The 19,778-nt window shown below is 61.0% G+C and carries 16 protein-coding genes and 2 pseudogenes; 7 read left to right on the top strand and 11 right to left on the bottom strand.

Annotated elements, in window-relative coordinates:
• The first annotated feature begins 91 nt into the window (after positions 1 to 91).
• From ABIB06_RS06675 to ABIB06_RS06655, 5 genes are read left to right on the top strand one after another with little or no spacing between them, the layout of a single operon-like run.
• Positions 92 to 1,576, top strand: a complete 1,485-nt coding sequence (locus ABIB06_RS06675) for a sugar ABC transporter ATP-binding protein (protein WP_247447677.1) — start codon at positions 92 to 94, stop codon at positions 1,574 to 1,576.
• A complete protein-coding gene (locus ABIB06_RS06670; protein WP_247447678.1) occupies positions 1,569 to 2,573 on the top strand; it encodes an ABC transporter permease in 1,005 nt (334 codons plus the stop codon). The genes ABIB06_RS06675 and ABIB06_RS06670 overlap by 8 nt, the downstream gene beginning before the upstream one ends.
• A complete protein-coding gene (locus ABIB06_RS06665) occupies positions 2,570 to 3,577 on the top strand; it encodes an ABC transporter permease (protein WP_247447679.1) in 1,008 nt (335 codons plus the stop codon). Before ABIB06_RS06670 ends, ABIB06_RS06665 begins: the two co-directional genes overlap by 4 nt.
• Before the next feature lie 6 nt (positions 3,578 to 3,583).
• Complete coding sequence (locus ABIB06_RS06660; protein WP_354045504.1) at positions 3,584 to 5,002, top strand: carbohydrate kinase; 1,419 nt, start codon at positions 3,584 to 3,586, stop codon at positions 5,000 to 5,002.
• The gene (locus ABIB06_RS06655; RefSeq protein ID WP_247447681.1) at positions 4,999 to 5,712 is read left to right on the top strand and encodes a class II aldolase/adducin family protein; all 714 of its coding nucleotides are present in this window, start codon (positions 4,999 to 5,001) and stop codon (positions 5,710 to 5,712) included. Before ABIB06_RS06660 ends, ABIB06_RS06655 begins: the two co-directional genes overlap by 4 nt.
• Positions 5,713 to 6,886: 1,174 nt before the next feature.
• On the opposite strand, the gene ABIB06_RS38875 is transcribed toward ABIB06_RS06655, so the two are convergent.
• The 8 genes and pseudogenes from ABIB06_RS38875 to ABIB06_RS06620 all read right to left on the bottom strand — a co-directional run bounded on the left by ABIB06_RS38875 (position 6,887) and on the right by ABIB06_RS06620 (position 13,216).
• The gene (locus ABIB06_RS38875; protein WP_502916523.1) at positions 6,887 to 7,027 is read right to left on the bottom strand and encodes a hypothetical protein; all 141 of its coding nucleotides are present in this window, start codon (positions 7,025 to 7,027) and stop codon (positions 6,887 to 6,889) included.
• 4 nt (positions 7,028 to 7,031) lie between these two features.
• A complete protein-coding gene (locus tag ABIB06_RS06650; RefSeq protein WP_354045516.1) occupies positions 7,032 to 7,490 on the bottom strand; it encodes a KilA-N domain-containing protein in 459 nt (152 codons plus the stop codon).
• A 34-nt stretch (positions 7,491 to 7,524) separates the two neighbouring features.
• Positions 7,525 to 9,135, bottom strand: a complete 1,611-nt coding sequence (locus tag ABIB06_RS06645; RefSeq protein ID WP_354045518.1) for a sensor histidine kinase — start codon at positions 9,133 to 9,135, stop codon at positions 7,525 to 7,527.
• A gap of 44 nt (positions 9,136 to 9,179) precedes the next feature.
• A complete protein-coding gene (locus ABIB06_RS06640) occupies positions 9,180 to 9,611 on the bottom strand; it encodes a hypothetical protein (RefSeq protein ID WP_346730992.1) in 432 nt (143 codons plus the stop codon).
• A gap of 19 nt (positions 9,612 to 9,630) precedes the next feature.
• On the bottom strand, positions 9,631 to 10,545 hold the full coding sequence (locus tag ABIB06_RS06635) for a DUF2950 domain-containing protein (protein WP_247350944.1): 915 nt from the start codon (positions 10,543 to 10,545) through the stop codon (positions 9,631 to 9,633).
• Positions 10,542 to 12,215 carry a DUF3300 domain-containing protein gene (locus ABIB06_RS06630; RefSeq protein WP_354045519.1) on the bottom strand — a complete coding sequence of 558 codons (1,674 nt, stop codon included), beginning with the start codon at positions 12,213 to 12,215 and terminating at the stop codon, positions 10,542 to 10,544. Before ABIB06_RS06630 ends, ABIB06_RS06635 begins: the two co-directional genes overlap by 4 nt.
• A gap of 449 nt (positions 12,216 to 12,664) precedes the next feature.
• Positions 12,665 to 12,807, bottom strand: a pseudogene (locus ABIB06_RS06625) (HlyD family secretion protein); the annotation flags it as partial.
• Positions 12,800 to 13,216 (bottom strand): annotated as a pseudogene (locus ABIB06_RS06620) (hypothetical protein). The pseudogenes ABIB06_RS06620 and ABIB06_RS06625, both read right to left, overlap by 8 nt.
• Positions 13,217 to 13,385: 169 nt before the next feature.
• Here ABIB06_RS06620 and ABIB06_RS06615 point away from each other — a divergent pair.
• On the top strand, positions 13,386 to 13,841 hold the full coding sequence (locus ABIB06_RS06615) for a hypothetical protein (RefSeq protein ID WP_247350941.1): 456 nt from the start codon (positions 13,386 to 13,388) through the stop codon (positions 13,839 to 13,841).
• A 40-nt stretch (positions 13,842 to 13,881) separates the two neighbouring features.
• The gene (gene ppk2, locus ABIB06_RS06610; protein ID WP_247350938.1) at positions 13,882 to 14,682 is read left to right on the top strand and encodes a polyphosphate kinase 2; all 801 of its coding nucleotides are present in this window, start codon (positions 13,882 to 13,884) and stop codon (positions 14,680 to 14,682) included.
• Positions 14,683 to 14,720: 38 nt separating this feature from the next.
• Here ppk2 and ABIB06_RS06605 read toward each other — a convergent pair whose 3' ends face one another.
• Genes ABIB06_RS06605 through ABIB06_RS06595 form a run of 3 tightly spaced genes read right to left on the bottom strand, consistent with a single transcriptional unit; the run spans position 14,721 to position 19,652 of the window.
• Entirely contained in the window at positions 14,721 to 15,155 is a 435-nt protein-coding gene (locus ABIB06_RS06605; RefSeq protein WP_247350937.1) for a hypothetical protein, read from the bottom strand.
• A gap of 31 nt (positions 15,156 to 15,186) precedes the next feature.
• Entirely contained in the window at positions 15,187 to 16,887 is a 1,701-nt protein-coding gene (locus ABIB06_RS06600; RefSeq protein ID WP_354045522.1) for an aspartate:alanine exchanger family transporter, read from the bottom strand.
• Between the two features lie 11 nt (positions 16,888 to 16,898).
• Positions 16,899 to 19,652, bottom strand: coding sequence for a decarboxylase (locus ABIB06_RS06595; protein ID WP_354045523.1), 2,754 nt, complete (start codon positions 19,650 to 19,652; stop codon positions 16,899 to 16,901).
• Positions 19,653 to 19,778 lie beyond the last annotated feature (126 nt).

The following is a 19,778-nucleotide window of genomic DNA, read 5'->3' as shown; positions in this document are numbered from 1 at the left end:
CCTCATCGCGCTGCATTCCCGGCCCTTCCGGTCGGGAATGCGGTACCACTCGAGTGATCACACGATCGAACGGTCCATTGCAGGCGAACCTTTGGCGACTTTCCTGGAGATGTCCGGCATATCGAAGCGCTTCGGCGGCGTGCACGCGCTCCGGGACGTCGATCTCACTCTGGAAGCCGGCGAGGTGCATTGCCTGGTCGGTGAAAACGGCTCCGGCAAGTCCACCCTGATCAAGATCATTTCGGGCGTCGAGGCAGCGGAGCCTGGCGGCCGGATCGTAATTTCCGGCAAGCAATATCCCAAACTAAATCCGGTCTACTCCACGCATTGCGGCATTCAAGTCATCTACCAAGATCTTTCGCTATTCCCCAACCTCACCGTCGCCGAGAATATCGCGATGGCGCACCATCTTGGCGGTCTCCATTCGGTCAACTGGGCCTCAATGCGCGCCACCGCGAAGGCCACAATGGCAAAGATCGGCGTTGAGTTCGACCCGGACGCAAAGGTCTCAGAGCTCAGCATTGCCGGACGCCAGCTGGTCGCGATCTGCCGGGCCTTGGCTGCGGATGCCAAACTCCTGATTATGGATGAGCCGACGGCATCGTTGACCCGGCACGAGGTGAACGCCCTGATCGAGCTCGTGAGCGAGCTAAAGCGTGCTGGCATCTGCGTCGTTTTCGTCAGCCACCGTCTCGACGAGGTACTTGAAATCGCAGAACGCGTAACGGTCCTGCGGGATGGCGCCAAAGTCGGTACTTTTGCTGCAGACACAATCGACGGGCGGAAACTCAGCCACCTGATGACCGGCAAGTCCTTTGAGTACCAGGTACAGGCGCCTGAGCTTGCCGCTGGCCCCGTCGTGCTGGAAGTTAAGAGTCTGGGCCGCGAGGGTGAGTATGAGGATGTAAGCTTGCAGTTGCGCGCAGGGGAAGTGGTTGGTCTCACCGGTCTGCTCGGCTCGGGTCGAACCGAACTCGCGCTGTCGCTGTTCGGCATGAAGCCGCCCGATCGCGGCACCATCGTGCTTGACGGGCGGCCGATTGCGCTCCGCACAAATGCAGAAGCGATCAATCGAGGGATCGCCTATGTATCCGAAGATAGGCTTACGCTTGGTCTCATCCTGAATCAGTCCGTCACGGCGAACGTCACGCTCACGGTGCTGGAACGTCTGGCTGGCGCATTCGGCCTGATTGCGGCACGCGCGCGACAGAGCCATGTTGCTCGGTGGGTTGCTGAACTCGGGATCAAGGTCTCTAATCCGGCCAATGCGGTGAAGACCCTCTCCGGGGGCAATCAGCAGCGGGTCGTGCTCGCCAAGTGGATGGCGACCAGCCCGCGGGTGCTTATCCTCGATAGTCCCACGGTAGGCGTCGACATTAGCGCCAAGGACGGAATTTATGAAATCATCCGGCGGTTGGCCAACGACGGCGTCGCGGTCCTAATGATATCAGACGAAATCCCCGAGGTCCTCTATCATAGTCATCGCGTGCTGGTGATGCGGGAAGGCCGTTTGACAACCGACGTGGCTGCCGCAGCCACTTCCGAAGATGCGCTTCGGCAGGCCGTCAATGCCTGAATCGCGCATTGCATCATTCGGCAGGTTTCGTCGCAGCCATGAGTTCTGGCTGCTGATAGTAATCCTCGGGCTCTGCGCCAGCTTGGGCTTCGCGAATGTCCAATTCCTGACCATGCAGAATTTGTTCGACCTGCTGACCTCCTACGCATTCGTCGGCATCCTGGCGCTGGGACTGCTGGTCGTGTTGATCGCCGGCGGAATCGACATCTCATTCACCGCGACGGCATCGGTGGCGCAATATGTCACACTCTCGCTTGCCAATGCTTACGGCGCGAACTGGATCAGCGTCTTCGCCATCGCGATCGGGATTGGCGGTGCGCTCGGCGCCCTCAACGCGATCTTCATCCAGAAACTTCGAATACCGTCGATCATCGTCTCGGTCGCAACGCTGAACATTTTCTATGGACTTCTGATCTTCTTCACCGGCGGTAAGTACATTTATTCGTTGCCCGACTGGTTTGCGAGCGGAATATTCTGGTTCGAGTTCGAATGGGGCAAGGATAGCTCGTACGGCGTCAACCTGCAGATCCTCGCGCTCGCGCTGGCGTTTCTCGTCACCTGGCTCCTGCTTAACCGAACCAATATCGGCCGGCAAATCTATGCGATGGGAGGCAATGCCGATGCCGCGCAGCGGCTCGGCTTCCACATTTTCGGCCTCAACATACTCGTCTATTGCTACATGGGTGTCATGGCCGGAATCGCCTCCCTGATCCAAGCACAACTCGCGCAGTCTGTTGCCCCGACAGTGCTGGTCGGCAAGGAACTCGATGTGGTCGCCGCCGTCGTGCTGGGCGGCGCCAGCCTGATGGGCGGAGTCGGTACCGTCCTCGGCACGTTTTTGGGCCTGACACTTCTCGCGGTCCTCCAAAATGGAATCGTTTTGCTAGGCGTTTCGTCATACTGGTCGCCGTTCTTCGTCGGTCTGGTTATTCTCATTTCGGTCTCAACGACCGCTTGGTCGCAGCGAGAGCGGCGAACCCGGAGCGCGCTCCGATGAGCAACGCGCCCGCCTTCTCACTTCGCCAGCGTATGGTCGGCCTCGCCGGCAGCGGCACGGTCGCCACACTCGTCCTGCTGTTGCTCGCGCTCTGGGTGGTGTTCGCTATCGCGATCGGTGACCGATTCTTCTCAGTCAACACGCTGCAATCTATGGCTTTCCAGATGCCAGAACTCGGCATCCTGTCACTTGCGATGATGCTGGCCTTGCTATCCGGCGGACTCAACCTTTCCATCATCGCGACCGCCAATCTGTCCGGACTGACCATCGCCTTCCTGCTGACGCGCTACATCCCGGGGAGCCAAGGCCTTGCGTGGGTCGGCATTCAGGTGCTGGCGATCGCTGCAGGATTTGCAGTGGCCGCATTGGTGGGCCTCCTCAATGGTTTTGTCATCGCCTATCTCGGCGTGTCGCCGATCCTGGCCACGCTCGGCACGATGACGCTCTGCAAGGGCATCGCGATCGGCCTGTCGCACGGTAACGTCATCTCCGGATTTCCGGAGCCCATTGTGTTTATCGGCAATGGAACCGTTTTCGGCGTTCCCTTTGCTCTGATTGTACTTGCGTTCTGCGCCCTGCCCGTCGCGCTCATGCTGAACGCGACGCCGTTCGGGGCAAAGGTTTACATGATCGGCTCGAACGAGAAGGCGACCCGCTACTCCGGCGTCAATACCCGCGCCGTCCTCCTCAAACTCTATGTGTTTTCCAGCCTGCTCGCGGGGGTCGCAGCGGTGGTTATGTTGGCACGCTTCAATTCGGCTAACGCGGCATACGGCGAGAGCTATCTGCTGGTCACCATTCTCGCGGCCGTCCTCGGCGGCATCGATCCGTTTGGTGGCTTCGGAAAAGTCGGCGGGCTATTGCTTGCGCTGGTCATCCTTCAGGTGATCTCCTCGGCATTTAACCTTCTGAACCTCAGCCAATTCCTCACGCTGGCGATCTGGGGTGGAATTTTGATTGCCGTCGCGGCTGTTCCTCATTTCGCCGGTAAAGCGCCGAGGTAGCCAGCGATGATGAGCTCGATCGTCTCGCCCTCTATCGCCGTTCTCGACATTGGCAAGACCAATCTCAAACTGCTAGTGGCGAGCGAGGAAGGCTGGCCGCTCGAAACACATGCGATTCCGAATGTGTCGATGACTCAGGGCTCGTATCTCGCCTATGACCTTGCCGGGTTAGAAGAGTGGTTTCTCGACACACTTGCCGTCGTGTCTCGACGCCACGCCATTGGCGCCGTGATAGTGGCTGCGCATGGATGCGGCGCGGTTCTCGTCGACGGTGATACGCCAGTGCTGCCGATGATGGACTATGATGCCGTCTGTCCGCCGGCAATCGCTGAAGCCTATGCCCGGATCGCGCCCGGTTACGATGAGGTGTTTTGCGGGATCGCGGGCGCGATGCGGCTTGGAAAGCAGCTGCTGTGGCAGGAAAGCGCGTATCCCGTCGAATTCGCCCGCGCAAAAGCCTATCTGACCACCGCGCAGTTTTTCGCCTTGCGGCTTGGCGGACGTGCGGCCAGTGAGATCTCGCAGCTCGCGGCTCAGAGCCATATCTGGGACCTCATCCACCATCGGCCTTCTTCTCTTTTGCGCAAGCGCGGCTGGAGCCATCTGCTGCCCGAACGGGTACCCGCCGGTGCGGTGCTAGGGACGGTTTCGGAGTCCGTAGCCAGGCGCACCGGCTTGGCGCAATCAGCCGAAATCCTCTGCGGCGTGCATGATTCCAATGCCAACCTGTTTCGCTACAAGGCCGCAGGCATGGCCGATGCCTCGATCCTATCGACCGGCACCTGGATGATCGGCTTTCAGCGTGGCCTCTCCTTGGACAAGCTCGATTGCGCGCGCGCGATGGTCCTCAATATCGATGTCGATGGTGAGAACGCGCCTTCGACATTGATCGCAACCGGCCGCGAATACGACCTGATCGGCGGGGAACATTGTGCTTCTGATACAGCCGTCCTTGCCGCATTGCCGACCCTGCTATCAAAGGGAACGCTGGCACTTCCCTCGTTCATCGCCGATCATGGATTGTTCCCGGGTGCTGCTGGCCTCGGACGCGTGATCGGACCGCCCCCTGGAACGCCTGCCGAATGGCAGGCATTGGCGGTGCTTTACGCAGCATTCAGCGCAAACCGCTGTCTTGATGCGCTTGAGAGCTCAAAGCGCATAGTCATCGATGGTGGCTTTGCCGCAAACCTTCCCTTCGCCCGCTGCCTTGCGACCCTGCGACCTTCGCAGAGCGTCTGGGTCAGTCAATCCCCGGACGGAACGGCGCTTGGGGCCGCGCTGCTGTGGCGACGATTCTCGCGTACGCTGCCGGTTTCGAGCGTGGTACTTGAAGCCGTCACACCACTCAGCAATGATGGGTTCGATCCGCGCGATCTTTCCGCCGCTTACCAGTCGTGGATCGCTTTCTCGGAGCCCGCTTTATGACAGACCACAATCATACAGATCTCCGCCAAGGCATTGTCGATACCTGCAGGGAGATGAATCGAAGCGGCCTCAATCAGGGCACATCCGGCAACCTTTCGCACCGGATTCCAAACGGCATGCTGATCACGCCCAGCAGTCTGCCCTATGATCGGATGCAGCCAGAGGACATTGTTGCGATGGATTTTGCCGCGAACTACCAGGGAAACCATCGGCCTTCATCCGAATGGCGCTTTCACCGCGATATTCTGCGAGCACGCGAAGACGTCAACGTCGTGCTCCACACGCATTCCACCTTCAGCACAACTCTCGCCGTTCACGAGCGTGGCATTCCCTGCTTTCATTATATGGTCGCAGTTGCGGGTGGCAACGATGTCCGTTGTGCGCCCTATGCTTGTTTCGGCACGCAGGCACTATCAAACTATGCCCTCAAGGCACTCGAAGATCGCAACGCCTGCCTGCTTGGCCACCACGGCTTGATCGTGACGGCGCAGACGTTTGAAAAGGCCCTCTGGCTCGCCGTGGAGATGGAGACGCTGGCGAAGATGTATGTCCATGCGTTGGCTATCGGCGAGCCGCCGCGCCTCAGCGACGCTGACATGGCGCAGGTACATGAGCAGATGAAACGCATGGGATACGGCCAGGCGCCTGACCTTGACGATGTCGGCGATGTTCCGCGCGCCTTACCTGAGTCGAGAGGGGCAGCACATTGATGGTGGATTTGATGGACAGCTGCCGCCGAGTTCGCTCAGAATCGGCCCACGCAGAACGAAGGCCGTGGCTGGATGTGCGGGTGGGCCCGGCTGTCGCAGTGCTTGGACAGAAGACGTGAACGAACAATCGCCTCCGCAGAACTGATCTCGACCTATCCACCCGATGGACCAACAATTACCTGAAACATCATTACGAGCGCTTCGATCCAATAGTAACCCGCGCACTTGAGCGTCGTCAGCCTTCCAAATAGGACCTCCGTCGATCTGACGAGCGACAACAAGCCAGTGTATCTCGAATAGCGGTCGTACCGCCGACCGGCAGCATGGACGGACCACACCCCAGCCGTAGACACATTGAGCGACGGTCGGTCGGGAGACAGTAAACCGATGTCCCTGAGATACGAGACCATTCCGCCCGTCAGCCATGTAGGACGGACGGGCAGGCTCTCGTCAGGACGGTCATTCGGCTGATGACGGGTTGCGGTCGACGGGCGGATGCGAGCTTCATGTCAGACTGATATTACCTTATCAGTTGGCCAACTGACTCCATTTGCGACCAAAGCTTATCAGTCGAGGCAAACGACGTATGGAGCAGCCACCTGAGCTCTTGGTAAAGCGCTAAAGGTTTGGTGCTTTCGGATCCAGGGGTGTCTTGTCAACCTTATTGATCTAACTCGCTTTTTCTTACGCCCCCGCAATAATAGCTACGGTGTTTGCAACGGTCGCCTCAGCACCATCGCAACCGTAGTTTCGCCCGCGAACTTGCCCTGTGGCCTGCCCCCAACCTTCGTTCGCAATGCCCGAGGGAGCGGATCTAAGGACGCACGAACGACCTGAGCACATGTCTTTTAATCACGGGGCCCTGGGTTCGAGCCCAGCGCGCTCACCAAGCAAAATCAAAGACATATGGCGAACTTCCGGGCCCCCGAGAAATCCCCGTATGGGCACTGTGTTGGCAAATCGACTGGCGTCCTAAGCATTGAGGATGGCGGCGCGGTAGTCGCTCGCAACCGATAATAGGGACAGCCCGCTTAGCGCCTGCCTGCTCGGCCCCGCCAGATCCGGGGCAGATGCGCCTCCATGTTCGAGAGCTTGTTGACGTCCGTGCTGATGCTGTCCCGTGGGCGCCGATCTGACGGAGTCCAGCGCCCACTCCTTGTAAGGCCAAAAGATCTCAGTTCAGCTTCTTAGGCTTGTTCGTCACGATTAGCTTCGGCAGATATTGCAGAGCCTCGCTATCCCGTCCGCGGAAATAGTCGATCGCTCGGTGCGGCAGCCACTCCTCTCGAAAATGCCGACGGAAATCAGCAAGCAGCTGCTCAGGATTCGGCCAAACCCGTCGACCGGTCCTCGTAGACGTGCAGATAAGTTGGAAGCGCGTCGGTATCTATGCCGTGCACATCACACAACCACTTACAGAACATCTTTCCATGCGAAATGTCCGGCACCAGTGCTCCGGCAGCGTGTAGCCCATACACCCAATGCGACACCTGTACCGCGAACTTTACCGATAGCCATTGCGCAAGGTGGATCGCGACTTGTGGGTGAACCCAGCTGCCCTGGATCCGGATATCGCCACCTTTCATAATTTGGATCAGACCCGAAGCCGGAATTCTGACTTCGGCCGAAAGCGCAGCGACGAAGTCCTTGGTCGTCTTGTTCTCGTTATAGTGTTTGAACTCTCGTCCCGCGGCCTGACACACCGCCGTTGCGTTAACGTAGCCATCACGGGGCGCGGGTGAAGCTGAGGAGAGGCTGCGAGCTTCTGCGCGCCCCATTCCACAAGCGGTTCGTGCCAACCCACGATGCCTGCTACGGTGCGCTCGGCGCTCTCACAGGGAGGGAAATCTCGAAAATCGAACCCCGAGAGCTCGATTCAGCGAGAACCAAGCTGCCCTCGTACCTTTCGACGATCGTGCGGCAGATCGCGAGGCCTAGTCCCATGCCCGCTGGCTTGGTCGTGAAGAACGCCTCAAATATGCGGCCCTGGTCCTCTGGGTGCACTCCGGCCCCGGAGTCTTGGACGAACAGGACAACGGATGATCCTCCTTCGAGGCGGGTCCCGACGTTCAATAGGCGGCCATCAGGGGGCATGAAGCTCATCGCCTCGATTGCGTTTTTCACCAAGTTCAAAATCACCTGCTGCACTTGCGCAGGATCCGCTCGGACCAGCGGGCTTTCAACTCGAAAATCGGTCACGACCGACACTTCGTTGAACTGCAGATCGTGCTGCAGCAACCTCAAGACGTGCCCCGTAACATCCTCGACGCTGATCGTGGCCGGTTGATCGGCGGAATCCTTGAACAGCCCGCGAACGCTCGCGATTGTCGCGTCAACCCTGAGGCTTGCGTCTTCGATGTCCTTGAGAATGACGCCGACCTCCTCCAATGGCGGAGGCTTGACAAGAAGCAGCTTGAGAACCGTACTAGCATTCAACGTGATCGAACCCAACGGCGACCTGATTTCATGCGCAATTGCCGCGGTGGCGGCGTCGATGCTCACCAGGCGGTTGGCTCGCTCTCGCCGCTGCAATGTCAGAGCGCTCGCCAGCCGCGCGTAAAGCACGGTCATTTCGGTCAGCAAGACCGAGAGCAGCAAGCAGCTTGCGACCAGCGCGAAGCCGCGAGCCGCATACCAACCCACGGAAAACCGCGCCGAGCTCGCGACGGCGGCGACCAGAAAGTTGGGCAGCCACGCCAACAAGGTCACCATCAGCCACAGATCAAGCACTGTCCCCCTGCGGATAAACAGCAGCAAGAGCACAAATGCGCCGAGAAAGAACAGCGCGACGTTGATTTGATTGCCAAGCCGAGTCTGTGTCGTGACGCTTGTCGTGTAGAAGCTGGGCAGATGCTCTACACCGGCGGTCACAAGCCACGACAGCACAGCCACTGTCCCGATCACGCCCGCAAGTGTGAGTGCTATTCCTGGGGGCGTCGACCTGGAGGAGGTCTCGTTCGTCTCCTTCAGCAGTACGTACCCGAGGATGCTGAGGGCGAATGTGGTGTGCCACAGAACGAAAAACCAAGCCGGGGTATTGTAGCCGTCACCTATGATTCCATTTGGGGCATAGCCGCCCGGGAAGCTCAACGTCTGCAAGAATGCAAACGAGGCACTGAAGAGATAGCCGCTCGCAACGGCCGGCAACGCGCGATGCGGCTGCACCGAATATTGGGCGAATAGCAGGATTGCCGTGAGAAGATCGGCTGCGCTCAGGACCGTTTGAAGAACCGGAACGAAGCTGTCTATTCTGCCGATCTGGATGTGCGCAAACGGCGCCACCAGCGCCGCGACCGTGACAATAGCGATAACGACGCCAACAGCTATGGCCCGCTGTCGCGGCGTCGCGGGAATCAATGCGACTACGGCGGGAAGATCGCGCTCTGTTGCGGATGCATACCGGAGCGCTTCAGCTTTCAGCATTGGATCGCACCGCCTCGCACCGAGCAACTGGATTGACTATATCGTCACTCCTTCAGCGATATGGTAATCTCGCTCAGATTGGCGGCGAACTCCAGACCAGCTTTTGGACCTTGCAGCACGATCAGGACGCCCTTGTCGTTGCGCAGGTGAACGCCGTTCAGTCCCCCGACCAGGGCGGCGCCACCTCCGACGGAACTGTAGGTGCCAGCGAAATCGCCGACGTCGCGGATGCCAGACGCCCAGCCATCGAGCCGGCCGATCGTGGCGCCTGCGGTGATGCCAAAGCTCATGCCGGTGATCTTGAAGGGATAGGTCTTGCCGCGATAGGTCAGCACGCCGCTGCCGGCGCCACCGCCGACCAAGAGGCCGGCCTTGACGATCCTGGCGCGGACATGGCCGGCGGCCTGTGCAAAGGCCTGCGTGCACGGCGCGGCAAGCCCGAGTACCAAGAGGAGCATCGTGGTCAGGCGAGACACCCGCGGGCGCGCCCTCGATTCAGGGCTTTGCGGCATCCGCCTTCTTCCAGGTTTGATCGGGATCGAACAACGTGGTGCGCGGGGCGACGAAATCGGTCCGGCTGCCGAGATCCTTCTCGTAGACGGTCCCGGCATGGTTCACCAGGAAGGTCATTACGCCCGAATTGCCGTACTCGGCGGGCCAGGCGATCAGCGCAAAGCCGCCGATCATCTTGCTCTTTACGACGTAGTTGAGCGCGCCGCCGGGGGCATCAGACCCCTGCCCCTTCAGAATGCGGAAGTAGTAGCCGTGATAGGGCGCCGGCCCCTCGCCCGGCTTGTACCCTTCGGCAGATGCCTCCGCGACCAGGGCACCCAGAGGACTGGGATCGCTGTCGTCGCGCCAGAACAGGCCGTCTTTCTTGCCGGGCGCGGACAGGAAGCGCTGCGCGTAGACGCCAGCGCCCTCGCCGCGATCCTTGTCGGCATATTCGTTCTGTGCATCGACATAGGCGAGTGCGGTCTGGATCGCGTCGAGCTCGTTGCGGCCAATGCGGCGGCGAAGCACCTCGATGCGCCCCTCGTCAGCGTCGAATTCCCAGCCCGTCTTGGTGTTGACGAGAGGGATCGGGAACGGGAAGTCGTCGGTCCCAAGCAGCAGCGTGGCCTTCTTGTTGCCCTCCGCCTTGATCGCGTGCCTGGCGTCGTACATCGAGATGAAGCGCGCGCGGATGTCGGCGTCGGCGACCTCATCGCCGGACGAGACGATATCGTCCGCCGATCTGCCGAGCACTTTCAGAATATCTCGCGGGCCGCTCTTGGCCGCCGCGGCCAGTGCCGATGCGGCCTCCTCCGGTGTCGGATAGGATTGCTGCGCGAGAGCCGCCGTGCTCATCAATGCGACCGTGATGATGCCCGGCAATGCGGCGCGACAAAGCGACTTCAGGCCGATCATGGCGACACCTCCGCAGGAATCCTCGCGCCGCCCTCGAGCCAATCGCGGTAGGTGCGGAATTTCAGCCCGAGCTTTTCGTAATAGACCCGAAGGTAGCCGTCGCTGCCGCGGGTCACCGCATCCGGCATCACACGCTCGACCTCCTGCGCCATGACGCCGACATAGGCCTTATGGCTGCCGATGTAGGAGAAGCGGTAGTAGCCGAGCCCGCTGGCGAGATTCCCGAGCAGAACGATGTCGTGCTTCAGCGCGATGTCGGACCGGCGGCCACCACCCCCACCGCCGCGGCCACCTCCGCCGCCGCCACCGTGGAATCCGCCACCTCTGCCGCCCCCGCGCCCGGCGAAGCTCGGTGCGCCGCCGCCGCCACGTGGCATGCTCGCCATGCTGGACCGTCCGCGCGCCGATGCCGCGGCTGCCGACCGGCCGGAGGAGACGTTCATGGCGCCGCCGCGGTTGCCGCCGCTGGGCCGGTTGCCGGCACCGCCGCCGGCGCGGTTGGCGGTCTTTGCGCGGTCGCCGCCGGCCTTGGCACGATCACCACCGCCCTTGGCGCGATCGCCACCACTCTTGGCGCGATCACCGCTCTTGGCGCGATCGCCGGCGCCGGCGCGGTCGCCGCCACTGGGCCGGTCCCGCGTGCCCGCACGGTCGCCCGCTCCGGGACGATCTCCACGATCCCCTGCGCGATCGCCGGCTCGGTCTCCCGCACCCTGATTGGGACGCAGCACCTGATTTCCGTCGCGACCGCGGAAATCCTGCCGGTCCGAAGCCCCGGCCTTCAGGTTGTTGTTGCCAAAACGCTGCTGAACATTGGTGTTGTTGTAGCGCACGCCCCCCCGATGCGCCGCATTGTGCTGCCAGCCGGTGTTGATGTTGGCGGTTCGGTGGTTGACGTAGACGTTGCGATTGCCCCAATTGCAGCCGCCACCCCAGTAATTGCCCCAGCGTCCAATCGCCCAGGCCGTGCCGAACGCGAGACCTGCAGCCACCACGCCGGCGCCGATATAGGACGGATACCCAAAATAGTAGGGCGGATACTCGGCATAGGGCCAACTGCCGTAAACAGTCGCCGGATCGTAATACGGCACGTAAACCGCCTCGGGATCGGCCTGCTGAATGACGACGACCTGCTTGTTATCCTGAGTCTGGACGCTGATCTTCTGCTGCTTGGTGGTTACCAATTTCTTGTTGTCATAGGCCTTTGTGCGCAGGCGCTGGATCGCGTCCATCACATCGGGCTGCTGGGCGAGAAAGGCATCGCCGAGGTTCTTGGTCCATTCGAGCTTGTCGCTCATCATCGTGAGCACGTCCGCGGTGCTTGCGAGCGCCTTGACGCTGTCGTCCCAGGCCTGCTTGTCGACCTCCCCCTTCAGCGCATCGCCCTTCAAGGTCTTGTGCTCCTTCAGCCAGCGGTCGGCCTGGACCACCTCCAGCGGATAGGTCGAGGCAGCCAGCACGTTGGCAAGGAGTTCGTCGGGATAGAGCGCGATCGGCGCGACCAGCGCTTCGATCTGCTCGGGCTTCAGAAGCTCGGCGGTCGGTGCCGGCGGATTTGCAGGCTGCGCCTGCGCGCTCGGGGCCGCCGGCGTCGTCGTCTGCGCCGTCGCAGCTGCGGGGACCGCCACCACCAGCGCGAGCGCCATCAGGGTTTTGCCGGAGCTAAACATCACAGAGCCTCCATTGCACTTTCTGTCGGGCAGGATCGAGCCGAGGCACGGGCGCTTGTTGATCGAGATCAACGAAACGGGCCCCGACGCACCGCTGCAGCGCAAGATTGGCGCGTCCTTCGAGCAATTCGGCCTCCACCAAACCCCGGCCTGCCGCCGGCACTCCGAGGACATTTGCCGTGCACCTTGATGACGAGCTCAAGCCAGATGCGAACTGCACCGGGAGGTCGCCGATCCAGGATGACGAGAAACAGCAGCAGCAAGGCGAAGAGGCTCTCGTCCTGCAGACCAGAGCTCGTCGATGCCAGCAACGAAGGTGTCTCAGCTCATGCCTTCATCCGGCAGCCTCAGACGTCCCAACTACCGCCATACGCACACAATCAGCATGAGCGTAACGGCAGGGGACAGCTCAATGGCCGAACTGTCAGCACCGCGTCACCACTTGGCCATAGGTAGCCGGTATTGCCCCATGGCAGTTCGTAGCAGATCGAGAAGAAGTGATTTCCTTGCCGAAGCGCTTACCCTGAACGTAGCGGCGGTAGAGGTAGTCGGGCAGGATCGTCAAAAGGGAGCAGATCATGAGCTCAAGCATGGCTATGCTCACTTTCCCTCGTCTTATCCGGCTTGTTCGTAGGAGCGGGAGCTGAGCCGATTCCCTTTGGCTCGTCCTCTCCAGGCGTCGCATCGGCGATCTTCTCCACGGAATCGGCGATGCTGCGCAGCGGCGTTCCAAAATCCGGGACGTCGATCAGGGCCAGAAGCAAGCCCGCAATCCAAAAGACGTGCATTTGCGCGAACAGCGAGATCAGGCCGAGCACGGCCACGATCTCGAACTGTAGCTTCTGCGACTTGTACGCCATCCGTTCCGGCAGGCTGTGCAGGCGCCAGTAGAGCGTGCCGGCTCAAAACATGATGCCGATCAGGACCAGCGCCATCACCAACATCAGAGTATCGATCCCGCTTCTCGGTGCGAGATAAAAGGGCAGATGAGACGGCGCCATCGGATGAATCTGGTCGCTCAACTAACTCTCTCCCAATCAGGAAATCGCTCTGAGCCGAATGTGGGCAACCGCATCCTGCGTTTGCTTGATTTGAATCAAGGGAACGCCCGTTGCCCGACCTAGCCTTACGCGAATGCTGATCGTGCACAGTCTGTCAGGAGCCACAGCCATGTCCGGCCTCGATGATCTCATTCCGAACGCCGCCCAGATCCGGAAAGAAGCCGCTGTCAAGGAGGCCGAGAAGGCCGAGGAATTTGTCCGCATCGCAGCGGCTGCCGAGGCCGAGAAGCGCGCGCTCATTGACCGGCTGAGCAAGCCCTCCGGCAAGACCGAGGAGGAAAAGATCAAGCTCGCTTCGACCATCATCCAACGTGCGGTGCGAAACGGTCTGACCGAGGTCCTAGTCTATCGCTTCTCCAACACGCTGTGCACGGACAAGGGTCGCGCCATCAACCAGATGGAAAAAGGCTGGGAGAACACGCTGACGGGAATCCCCAAAGAGATATTCCAGCTTTGGACCGACTACCTGAAGCCGCGCGGCTATCGCATAGCTTACCAGATCATTGATTTTCCGGGCGGCATGCCGGGCGATGTCGGCGTCACGATCTCCTGGGGAGATGATTGAGCTCGACGGCTTCGAATCCGAAGCAACGACAAGGACAGACATGGCCAAGGACGAGCCCGCGGAGCGGATGAAGCGCAAGGACTATGAAAAGCAGCTGGAAAAGCTTCAGATCGAGCTTTGCCAACTCCAGGACTTCGTGCGGGAAAAAAAGCTTCGGGTCATCGTCCTCTTTGAAGGCCGGGACGCCGCGGGCAAGGGCGGAACGATCAAGGCGATCACCGAAAAGGTCAGCCCGCGCGTGTTTCGAGTGGTGGCGTTGCCGGCGCCCTCGGATCGCGAAAAGACGCAGATTTTCTTCCAGCGCTACATGCAGCAGTTTCCCGCCGGCGGCGAGATCGTGATCTTCGACCGGAGCTGGTACAATCGCGCCGGCGTCGAATATGTGATGGGCTTCTGCACACCCACCGACCACGATCGGTTTCTCACGCTCTGCCCCGAGCTGGAGAAATACATCGTCGACGGCGGCATCATCCTGATCAAGATCTGGCTCGAGGTCGGCATGGACGAGCAGGAGCGCCGCTTTCACGCCCGTATCGATGATCCGGTGCGGCAATGGAAGCTGAGCCCGATGGATCTGGAATCCTACGGGCGCTGGTACGATTATTCGAGGGCGCGAGACCTCATGCTCAAGAAGACGAGCACGAAACACGCGCCATGGTACATCATCCGCTCCGACGACAAGCGCCGGGCGCGGCTGAACTGCATCGCACATCTGTTGAAGGCGATCCCGCACAAGCGGATCAAGAAGGATAAGGTCAAGCTCCCGCGGCGCTCCGACAAGGGACGCTACAACGACCAGGCCGGTTTGCGTGGGATGAAGTTCGTCCAAGAGCGATACTGAAAATCGGGCCGCGCGGCAACGCGGCCCGATTGCCTGTCCTACTTCAAACGGATCGTGACACCGCCGACGGCCGCCGACACTTCGGCGCCAATCTTCGGGCCGCTAAGCTGAAGAATGACGCCATTGCCGTTCTGCAACTGCACGGCACCTGCACCCGCTGCAACCGCCCCACCTGCTCCGCCGGCTGCATAGGAGCCCTCGATCGAGGCCGGCCCCCTCAGATTGAGAGCACGGCCGACGAACTTGGTAGTGGAGGCACCGATCGTAAGGCCCACGCTCATGCCGGATACGGTGAACGGATATTTCTTGCCGTGGAGCAAGAGGACGCCCTCCCCGCCGCCAACGCCAACAATGAACCCGCCTTTGGTGAAGACGACCGCAACCTGGCCGGTATCGGCGTGTGACGGCGTAACGAAACCGGCAGCGCCAATGGTCAAGGCCAACTGTACGGCAAGAACAACAGACTTTCTCATTACTTTCTTCCCCTCGGGTTATGGCGCCAAGCTATTGGGCAAGGATCATTGCGAAGTAACCGAACACGGTGAGCAGGATGCCCGACACGGCGTAGCCGACCGGGAATCCAATCCAGGGCACTGAGCTCTGGATTTCGACCGCCGCCTCGCGGCACGGGCCGGAATGGGACCGCGCGCCCGCAACGCCGCCCATCAGCACGGCCGGGTTGATCTTGAAGACGTGGAATCCGATCGCCCAGACGATGAAGGGTGGGATCGTGCAGGCAATGAAGCCGGCGACGAATATCTTCAAGGCAACCCCGCCCGTGAGCTGAGCCAGCAAACCGGCGCCTGCATTGACACCGACGATCGCAACGAAGACGACGAGGCCGAGGTCCTCCAGCACGTTGCGCGCCGCATTCGGCGTGTTGCCGAAGAAGCGTAGCCGTGAGACCAGGGACGAGACGATCACGCCCGACAGCAACAGACCGCCGGCATTGCCGAGGCCGATCTTGGCGCCGAAAGCCGGAAATTCGATCATGCCGATTAGGAAGCCGATGATCATGCCGGCGGCGAGCGTCAAGAGATCGGTCGAGGTGTTGGTCCGCGCGATGCGTCCCCACATCTCTCCAAGCTCGTTGACGGCAGACTTGAGGCCGACCACCGAGATGATGTCCATCCGCTCGATCTTGGTCTTGAGACCGGCCGGGATCTGAACCCCCCCGCGCTCGACCTTGGTGACCTGCAACTGGCCGGCGATCGCCGTCTCGCGGAAGGATTCGAAGGTCCGTCCGACGATGTCCTTGTTGGTCACAAGGATGTCCGCCTGGTCCATGGGAATGCCGAGTGCCTTGGCATCCGCGACCTCGGGCCCGATCAAGCCCATCTTGTCGGTGAGATGCTCGGTCGAGCCCCCGAGTGCGATGACGTCACCCTTTTGCAGAACGAAGTCGGGATCGGCGCCCTGCGGTTCGCCGCGGCGCCCCACGTTGACGATGCGGTACTCCGGGTTGACTGTACGGAATTTGCCAATGCTCATGCCTATCTGCGCTGGATTTTCCAGCCGATAGGCTCGAAGACCGAATTGGCGATACCCGGTCAGCCCGCCGCCCTCGAGATCCTTGACGCCAAATTCCTGCTCGTATTGCTTGGCCGCCGCCTTGGCGTCGACACCCCACCAGCGGGGCAGATATTTGCAGATCAGGATGATGCCGACGGTACCCCAGATATAGGTGATGCCGTAGGACAGCGCGATCATGCCCGAGGCATCCTCGGGCTTCATGCCTTGGGGAAGCTTGACGACACCCGAGGTCACCGCCTGCTCGGCCGAACCGATTGCGGCGGACATCGTCTGCGATCCCGCCAGCATGCCGCCGGCCGCGCCGACTGGAAGCTCGAAGAGCTTCGCGAAGATGACGACAAGTGCCAGGCCGAGCACGCTCGATATCAGTGCCAGGACACAGAACTTGAGGCCGTCGCCCTTGAGGCTGTTGATGAAGGAAGGTCCCACGCGCAGCCCGACGCCGTACATGAAGAGATAGTAGAACAGGCTCTTGGCGAATGTGTTCAGCTCGAGCTTCACACCGTAGGTGGATGCCCACACCGACAGGGCGGCGCCGACGACGATGGCGCCGGCCACCATGCCGAGGCCGTACCCCTTGATGCTCGCCCGTCCAATCCAGACCGCGAGCCCGACGACGAAGAACAGCAGCAGAAACGGATTGTGCTGCAGAAATTCAAAGAAAGCTTGCATGTTCGTTCCCCTTAAGACGCCGCCTTCAGCTTCGGTGTGGCGCTGGGCTTGGGCCTGCCGATTTTCGCCAGAGCTTCGGTGCGCACCAGCTTCAGGCCCTCCTTGGCGTCGTAGCCGTGGATTTCCTTCACATCGAGCTTACGCATGAAGTCGATGGTTTCCTGGGTAATGACCTGGCCCGGGACCATGATCGGGAAGCCCGGCGGATACGGGATCACGAAACTGGCGGAGACGAGATCCGGACCGGCCTTCAGGCGGCGGTCGATCTCCGCGTCGCCAAGCCGGATATATTCGCAACCCGCCGCGTCATACGCAGAGTAGAATCCGGTGCGGATATCGCCCTCGTTGGTCTTGGTGCCGGCATCGCCGCGGAAACTGTCGTGGAAACGCGAGAAATTCGGCAGGTCGGGCACATCAGTCATCAGGCTCTTGACCCTCGCCTCGAAGGTCTTCTTCGCGTTGGCGCCGCCCTGTACGAGTCCGCGGTCGACCTCGCCCGCAATCTCGGCCAGAACCCTCACCAGATGTGCAACATCGCTGCGGGTATTGTTGATGTTGGACTGGAACAACACCGAGTTGCGCGAGGTCTTGTTGATCTGGATGTTGTAGTCGTTGGCGAGAATGCCCTTGAACTGCGTGCCGTCGTAACCGGCGGTGCCGCACACCAGGGTCATGCGGGTCGGATCGAGACAGAACTCGTCGTCGTCCAGGCTCTTTAGAACGCTGGCCCAATTGGTGCCGGCCGCGAGATAGTCGGTGAAGCCGCTCTGCCGGTACTGCGCTGGCACCATGGCGTCCGCGCCGAGGATACGGAAATATTTCGAGATCAGCGGATTGTTGTTGACGGCTTGGCGGATGGCGAGCGCGATCTCTATCGCATTGGCCACGAGACCATATCCCTCGAGCTCCATCTGGCGCCGTGAAACATCGAGGCTCGCGATGAGCTGCTGGTTCGGGCTGGTGGATGCGTGGGTGAAGACAGCTTCCTTGAACTGCTGCTCGACCGTGTGGAACTCGACGTCCTTGACCGAGAGCATCGAGCCCTGCCGGATTGCCGACATCGACTTGTGGGTCGAATTGGTCTGATAGACACGCAAGCGGATCTGCCGCGGATCGGGAATCAGGCGGGTCTTAAGCAGCATCTCGTCCGAGGGGTTTTTGCCGAGTTCGGTCTGCTGCTTCTCGTAGGCCGCGACCGACTTCGGATCTTGTATCCAGGCTTCGATGTCGTTGGCGGCGCCCATTGCGGTGCGCTTTCGCAGATAAGGCGAGAAGCGCGCAAAGCCGAACCAGGCCTCGTCCCAGAGGAAGATCAGGTCGGGCTTGATCGCGAGGCATTCCTCCATCACCCGGCGGGTGTTGTAGATGTGGCCGTCGAAGGTGCAGTTCGTCAGGTCCAGCATCTTTACGCGGTCGAGTCGGCCGTCAGCCTTGGCGCCCAAGAGCGCCTGCTTGACTGTCTTCAGCGGCACGGCGCCGTACATCGAATATTCCGTCATCGGAAATGCTTCGACATAGATCGGCTGGGCGCCAGCCAGCACCATTCCGTAATGGTGCGACTTGTGGCAGTTGCGATCGACGATCGCGATGTCACCCGGCCCGAGCAGCGCCTGCACGGCCATCTTGTTCGAGGTCGAGGTGCCGTTGGTCACGAAGAACACGCGGTCCGCACCAAGCGCGCGCGCCGCCTTGTCCTGCGCCTTCTTGATGGTGCCGGTCGGCTCCAGCAGACTGTCGAGGCCGCCGGTGGTCGCGCTGCTCTCGGCCAGGAACAGGTTCAGGCCGTAGAATTCGCCCATGTCGCGGATCCAGTCGGACTTGAAGACCGATTTGCCGCGGGCGATCGGCAGCGCATGGAAGGTCCCGATCGGACGCTGCGCGTATTTCTTGAGATTGTCGAAGAACGGCGTGTCGTAGCGGTCCTGCACCCCTTCGAGGATGGAGAGATGAAGCTCGAGCAGATCCTCGATGGAATAGAAGATGCGACGGGCGACGTTTGCTTGCGGATTTCCGGCCATCTCCTCGACATTGCGGTTGGACATGAGATAGAGGTCGAGCTCGGGACGGACCCGATTGATGATATGGGCAAGCCGGAGTGCCGAGGCGTCGGACTCGTCATGCAATCCGGCCGAAGCAGTCAGCGTGCGGAGCACCGGCGCATCGTGCCTTGAGCGCAGCGCAAAGCCTTCGTTGATGACGACGGCTGCGAGGTTGGGGTTCAGCATCGCCGCGCAGAAGGCGTCCTCGAGGCTGCCGACAATAACCGGCTCATAGATGAACTGATCGACCGGACGTCGCAGCTTGCGCCATTCGCTGGCGAGCCCCGGCCAGTTGCTCGACGAGAGACCCGTGACGATCAGGGTTTCAAAATAGGGACGACGCGCGGTGTGCTGTCCGAACATCTGCGGCACCAGGTCGGACGCCTCGCCGTTGCCCTCGTCATTCAGACTCCAGTCACCGGCATGCTGGCGGAAAGACCTCGTCATCAGCGCCTGCGTCAGCCGCGTGGCGAGAGCGAACGACGTGGCCGCATCGCCAGTCGCGGCCGTTTCCCGCAGGGCAGCCATCAGTTGCAGCCCCGGATAACCGTGAAACTCTTCCGTGACTGAGACATCGGCCAGCGCGGCATCGTACTTCGCGCGATCTCCGCCTCGGGCCCACACCTTTGCCGCTTCCACCAGATCACGCCAATCATCCGCTCGCCCGCCGGGGCCGGAAAGGAACTGATCGATGCGCTTCTGCGCGGGCTTGGCGTCCTTGGACATGTTTCTCTCCGATCCCCTGAGGCGAACCTGATGCGGATCGTGGGTGCGGCACCGGTCGCTCTATTGATCCAAGTCAACGGCCGGGCTCATTCTGATCGACGAAGCCGCGCTGTTTTGCCTCGCGAT

The sequence above is a fragment of the Bradyrhizobium sp. LB8.2 genome (assembly GCF_040548035.1).
In the GTDB taxonomy this organism is placed as follows: Bacteria; Pseudomonadota; Alphaproteobacteria; order Rhizobiales; family Xanthobacteraceae; genus Bradyrhizobium.
The sequence above is the reverse complement of the archived record's forward strand: the minus strand, read 5'-3'. Positions and strand labels throughout refer to the sequence as shown.

What these genes read in the sequence shown, in the direction of transcription:
- ABIB06_RS06670 (WP_247447678.1), top strand. Translation starts at nt 1,569, where the DNA reads ATGCCTGAATCGCGCATTGCATCATTCGGCAGGTTTCGTCGCAGCCAT.
- ABIB06_RS06665 (WP_247447679.1), top strand. Translation starts at nt 2,570, where the DNA reads ATGAGCAACGCGCCCGCCTTCTCACTTCGCCAGCGTATGGTCGGCCTC.
- ABIB06_RS06660 (WP_354045504.1), top strand. Translation starts at nt 3,584, where the DNA reads ATGATGAGCTCGATCGTCTCGCCCTCTATCGCCGTTCTCGACATTGGC.
- ABIB06_RS06655 (WP_247447681.1), top strand. Translation starts at nt 4,999, where the DNA reads ATGACAGACCACAATCATACAGATCTCCGCCAAGGCATTGTCGATACC.
- ABIB06_RS06650 (WP_354045516.1), bottom strand. Translation starts at nt 7,490, where the DNA reads ATGGGGCGCGCAGAAGCTCGCAGCCTCTCCTCAGCTTCACCCGCGCCC.
- ABIB06_RS06645 (WP_354045518.1), bottom strand. Translation starts at nt 9,135, where the DNA reads ATGCTGAAAGCTGAAGCGCTCCGGTATGCATCCGCAACAGAGCGCGAT.
- ABIB06_RS06635 (WP_247350944.1), bottom strand. Translation starts at nt 10,545, where the DNA reads ATGATCGGCCTGAAGTCGCTTTGTCGCGCCGCATTGCCGGGCATCATC.
- ABIB06_RS06630 (WP_354045519.1), bottom strand. Translation starts at nt 12,215, where the DNA reads ATGTTTAGCTCCGGCAAAACCCTGATGGCGCTCGCGCTGGTGGTGGCG.
- ABIB06_RS06615 (WP_247350941.1), top strand. Translation starts at nt 13,386, where the DNA reads ATGTCCGGCCTCGATGATCTCATTCCGAACGCCGCCCAGATCCGGAAA.
- ppk2 (WP_247350938.1), top strand. Translation starts at nt 13,882, where the DNA reads ATGGCCAAGGACGAGCCCGCGGAGCGGATGAAGCGCAAGGACTATGAA.
- ABIB06_RS06605 (WP_247350937.1), bottom strand. Translation starts at nt 15,155, where the DNA reads ATGAGAAAGTCTGTTGTTCTTGCCGTACAGTTGGCCTTGACCATTGGC.
- ABIB06_RS06600 (WP_354045522.1), bottom strand. Translation starts at nt 16,887, where the DNA reads ATGCAAGCTTTCTTTGAATTTCTGCAGCACAATCCGTTTCTGCTGCTG.
- ABIB06_RS06595 (WP_354045523.1), bottom strand. Translation starts at nt 19,652, where the DNA reads ATGTCCAAGGACGCCAAGCCCGCGCAGAAGCGCATCGATCAGTTCCTT.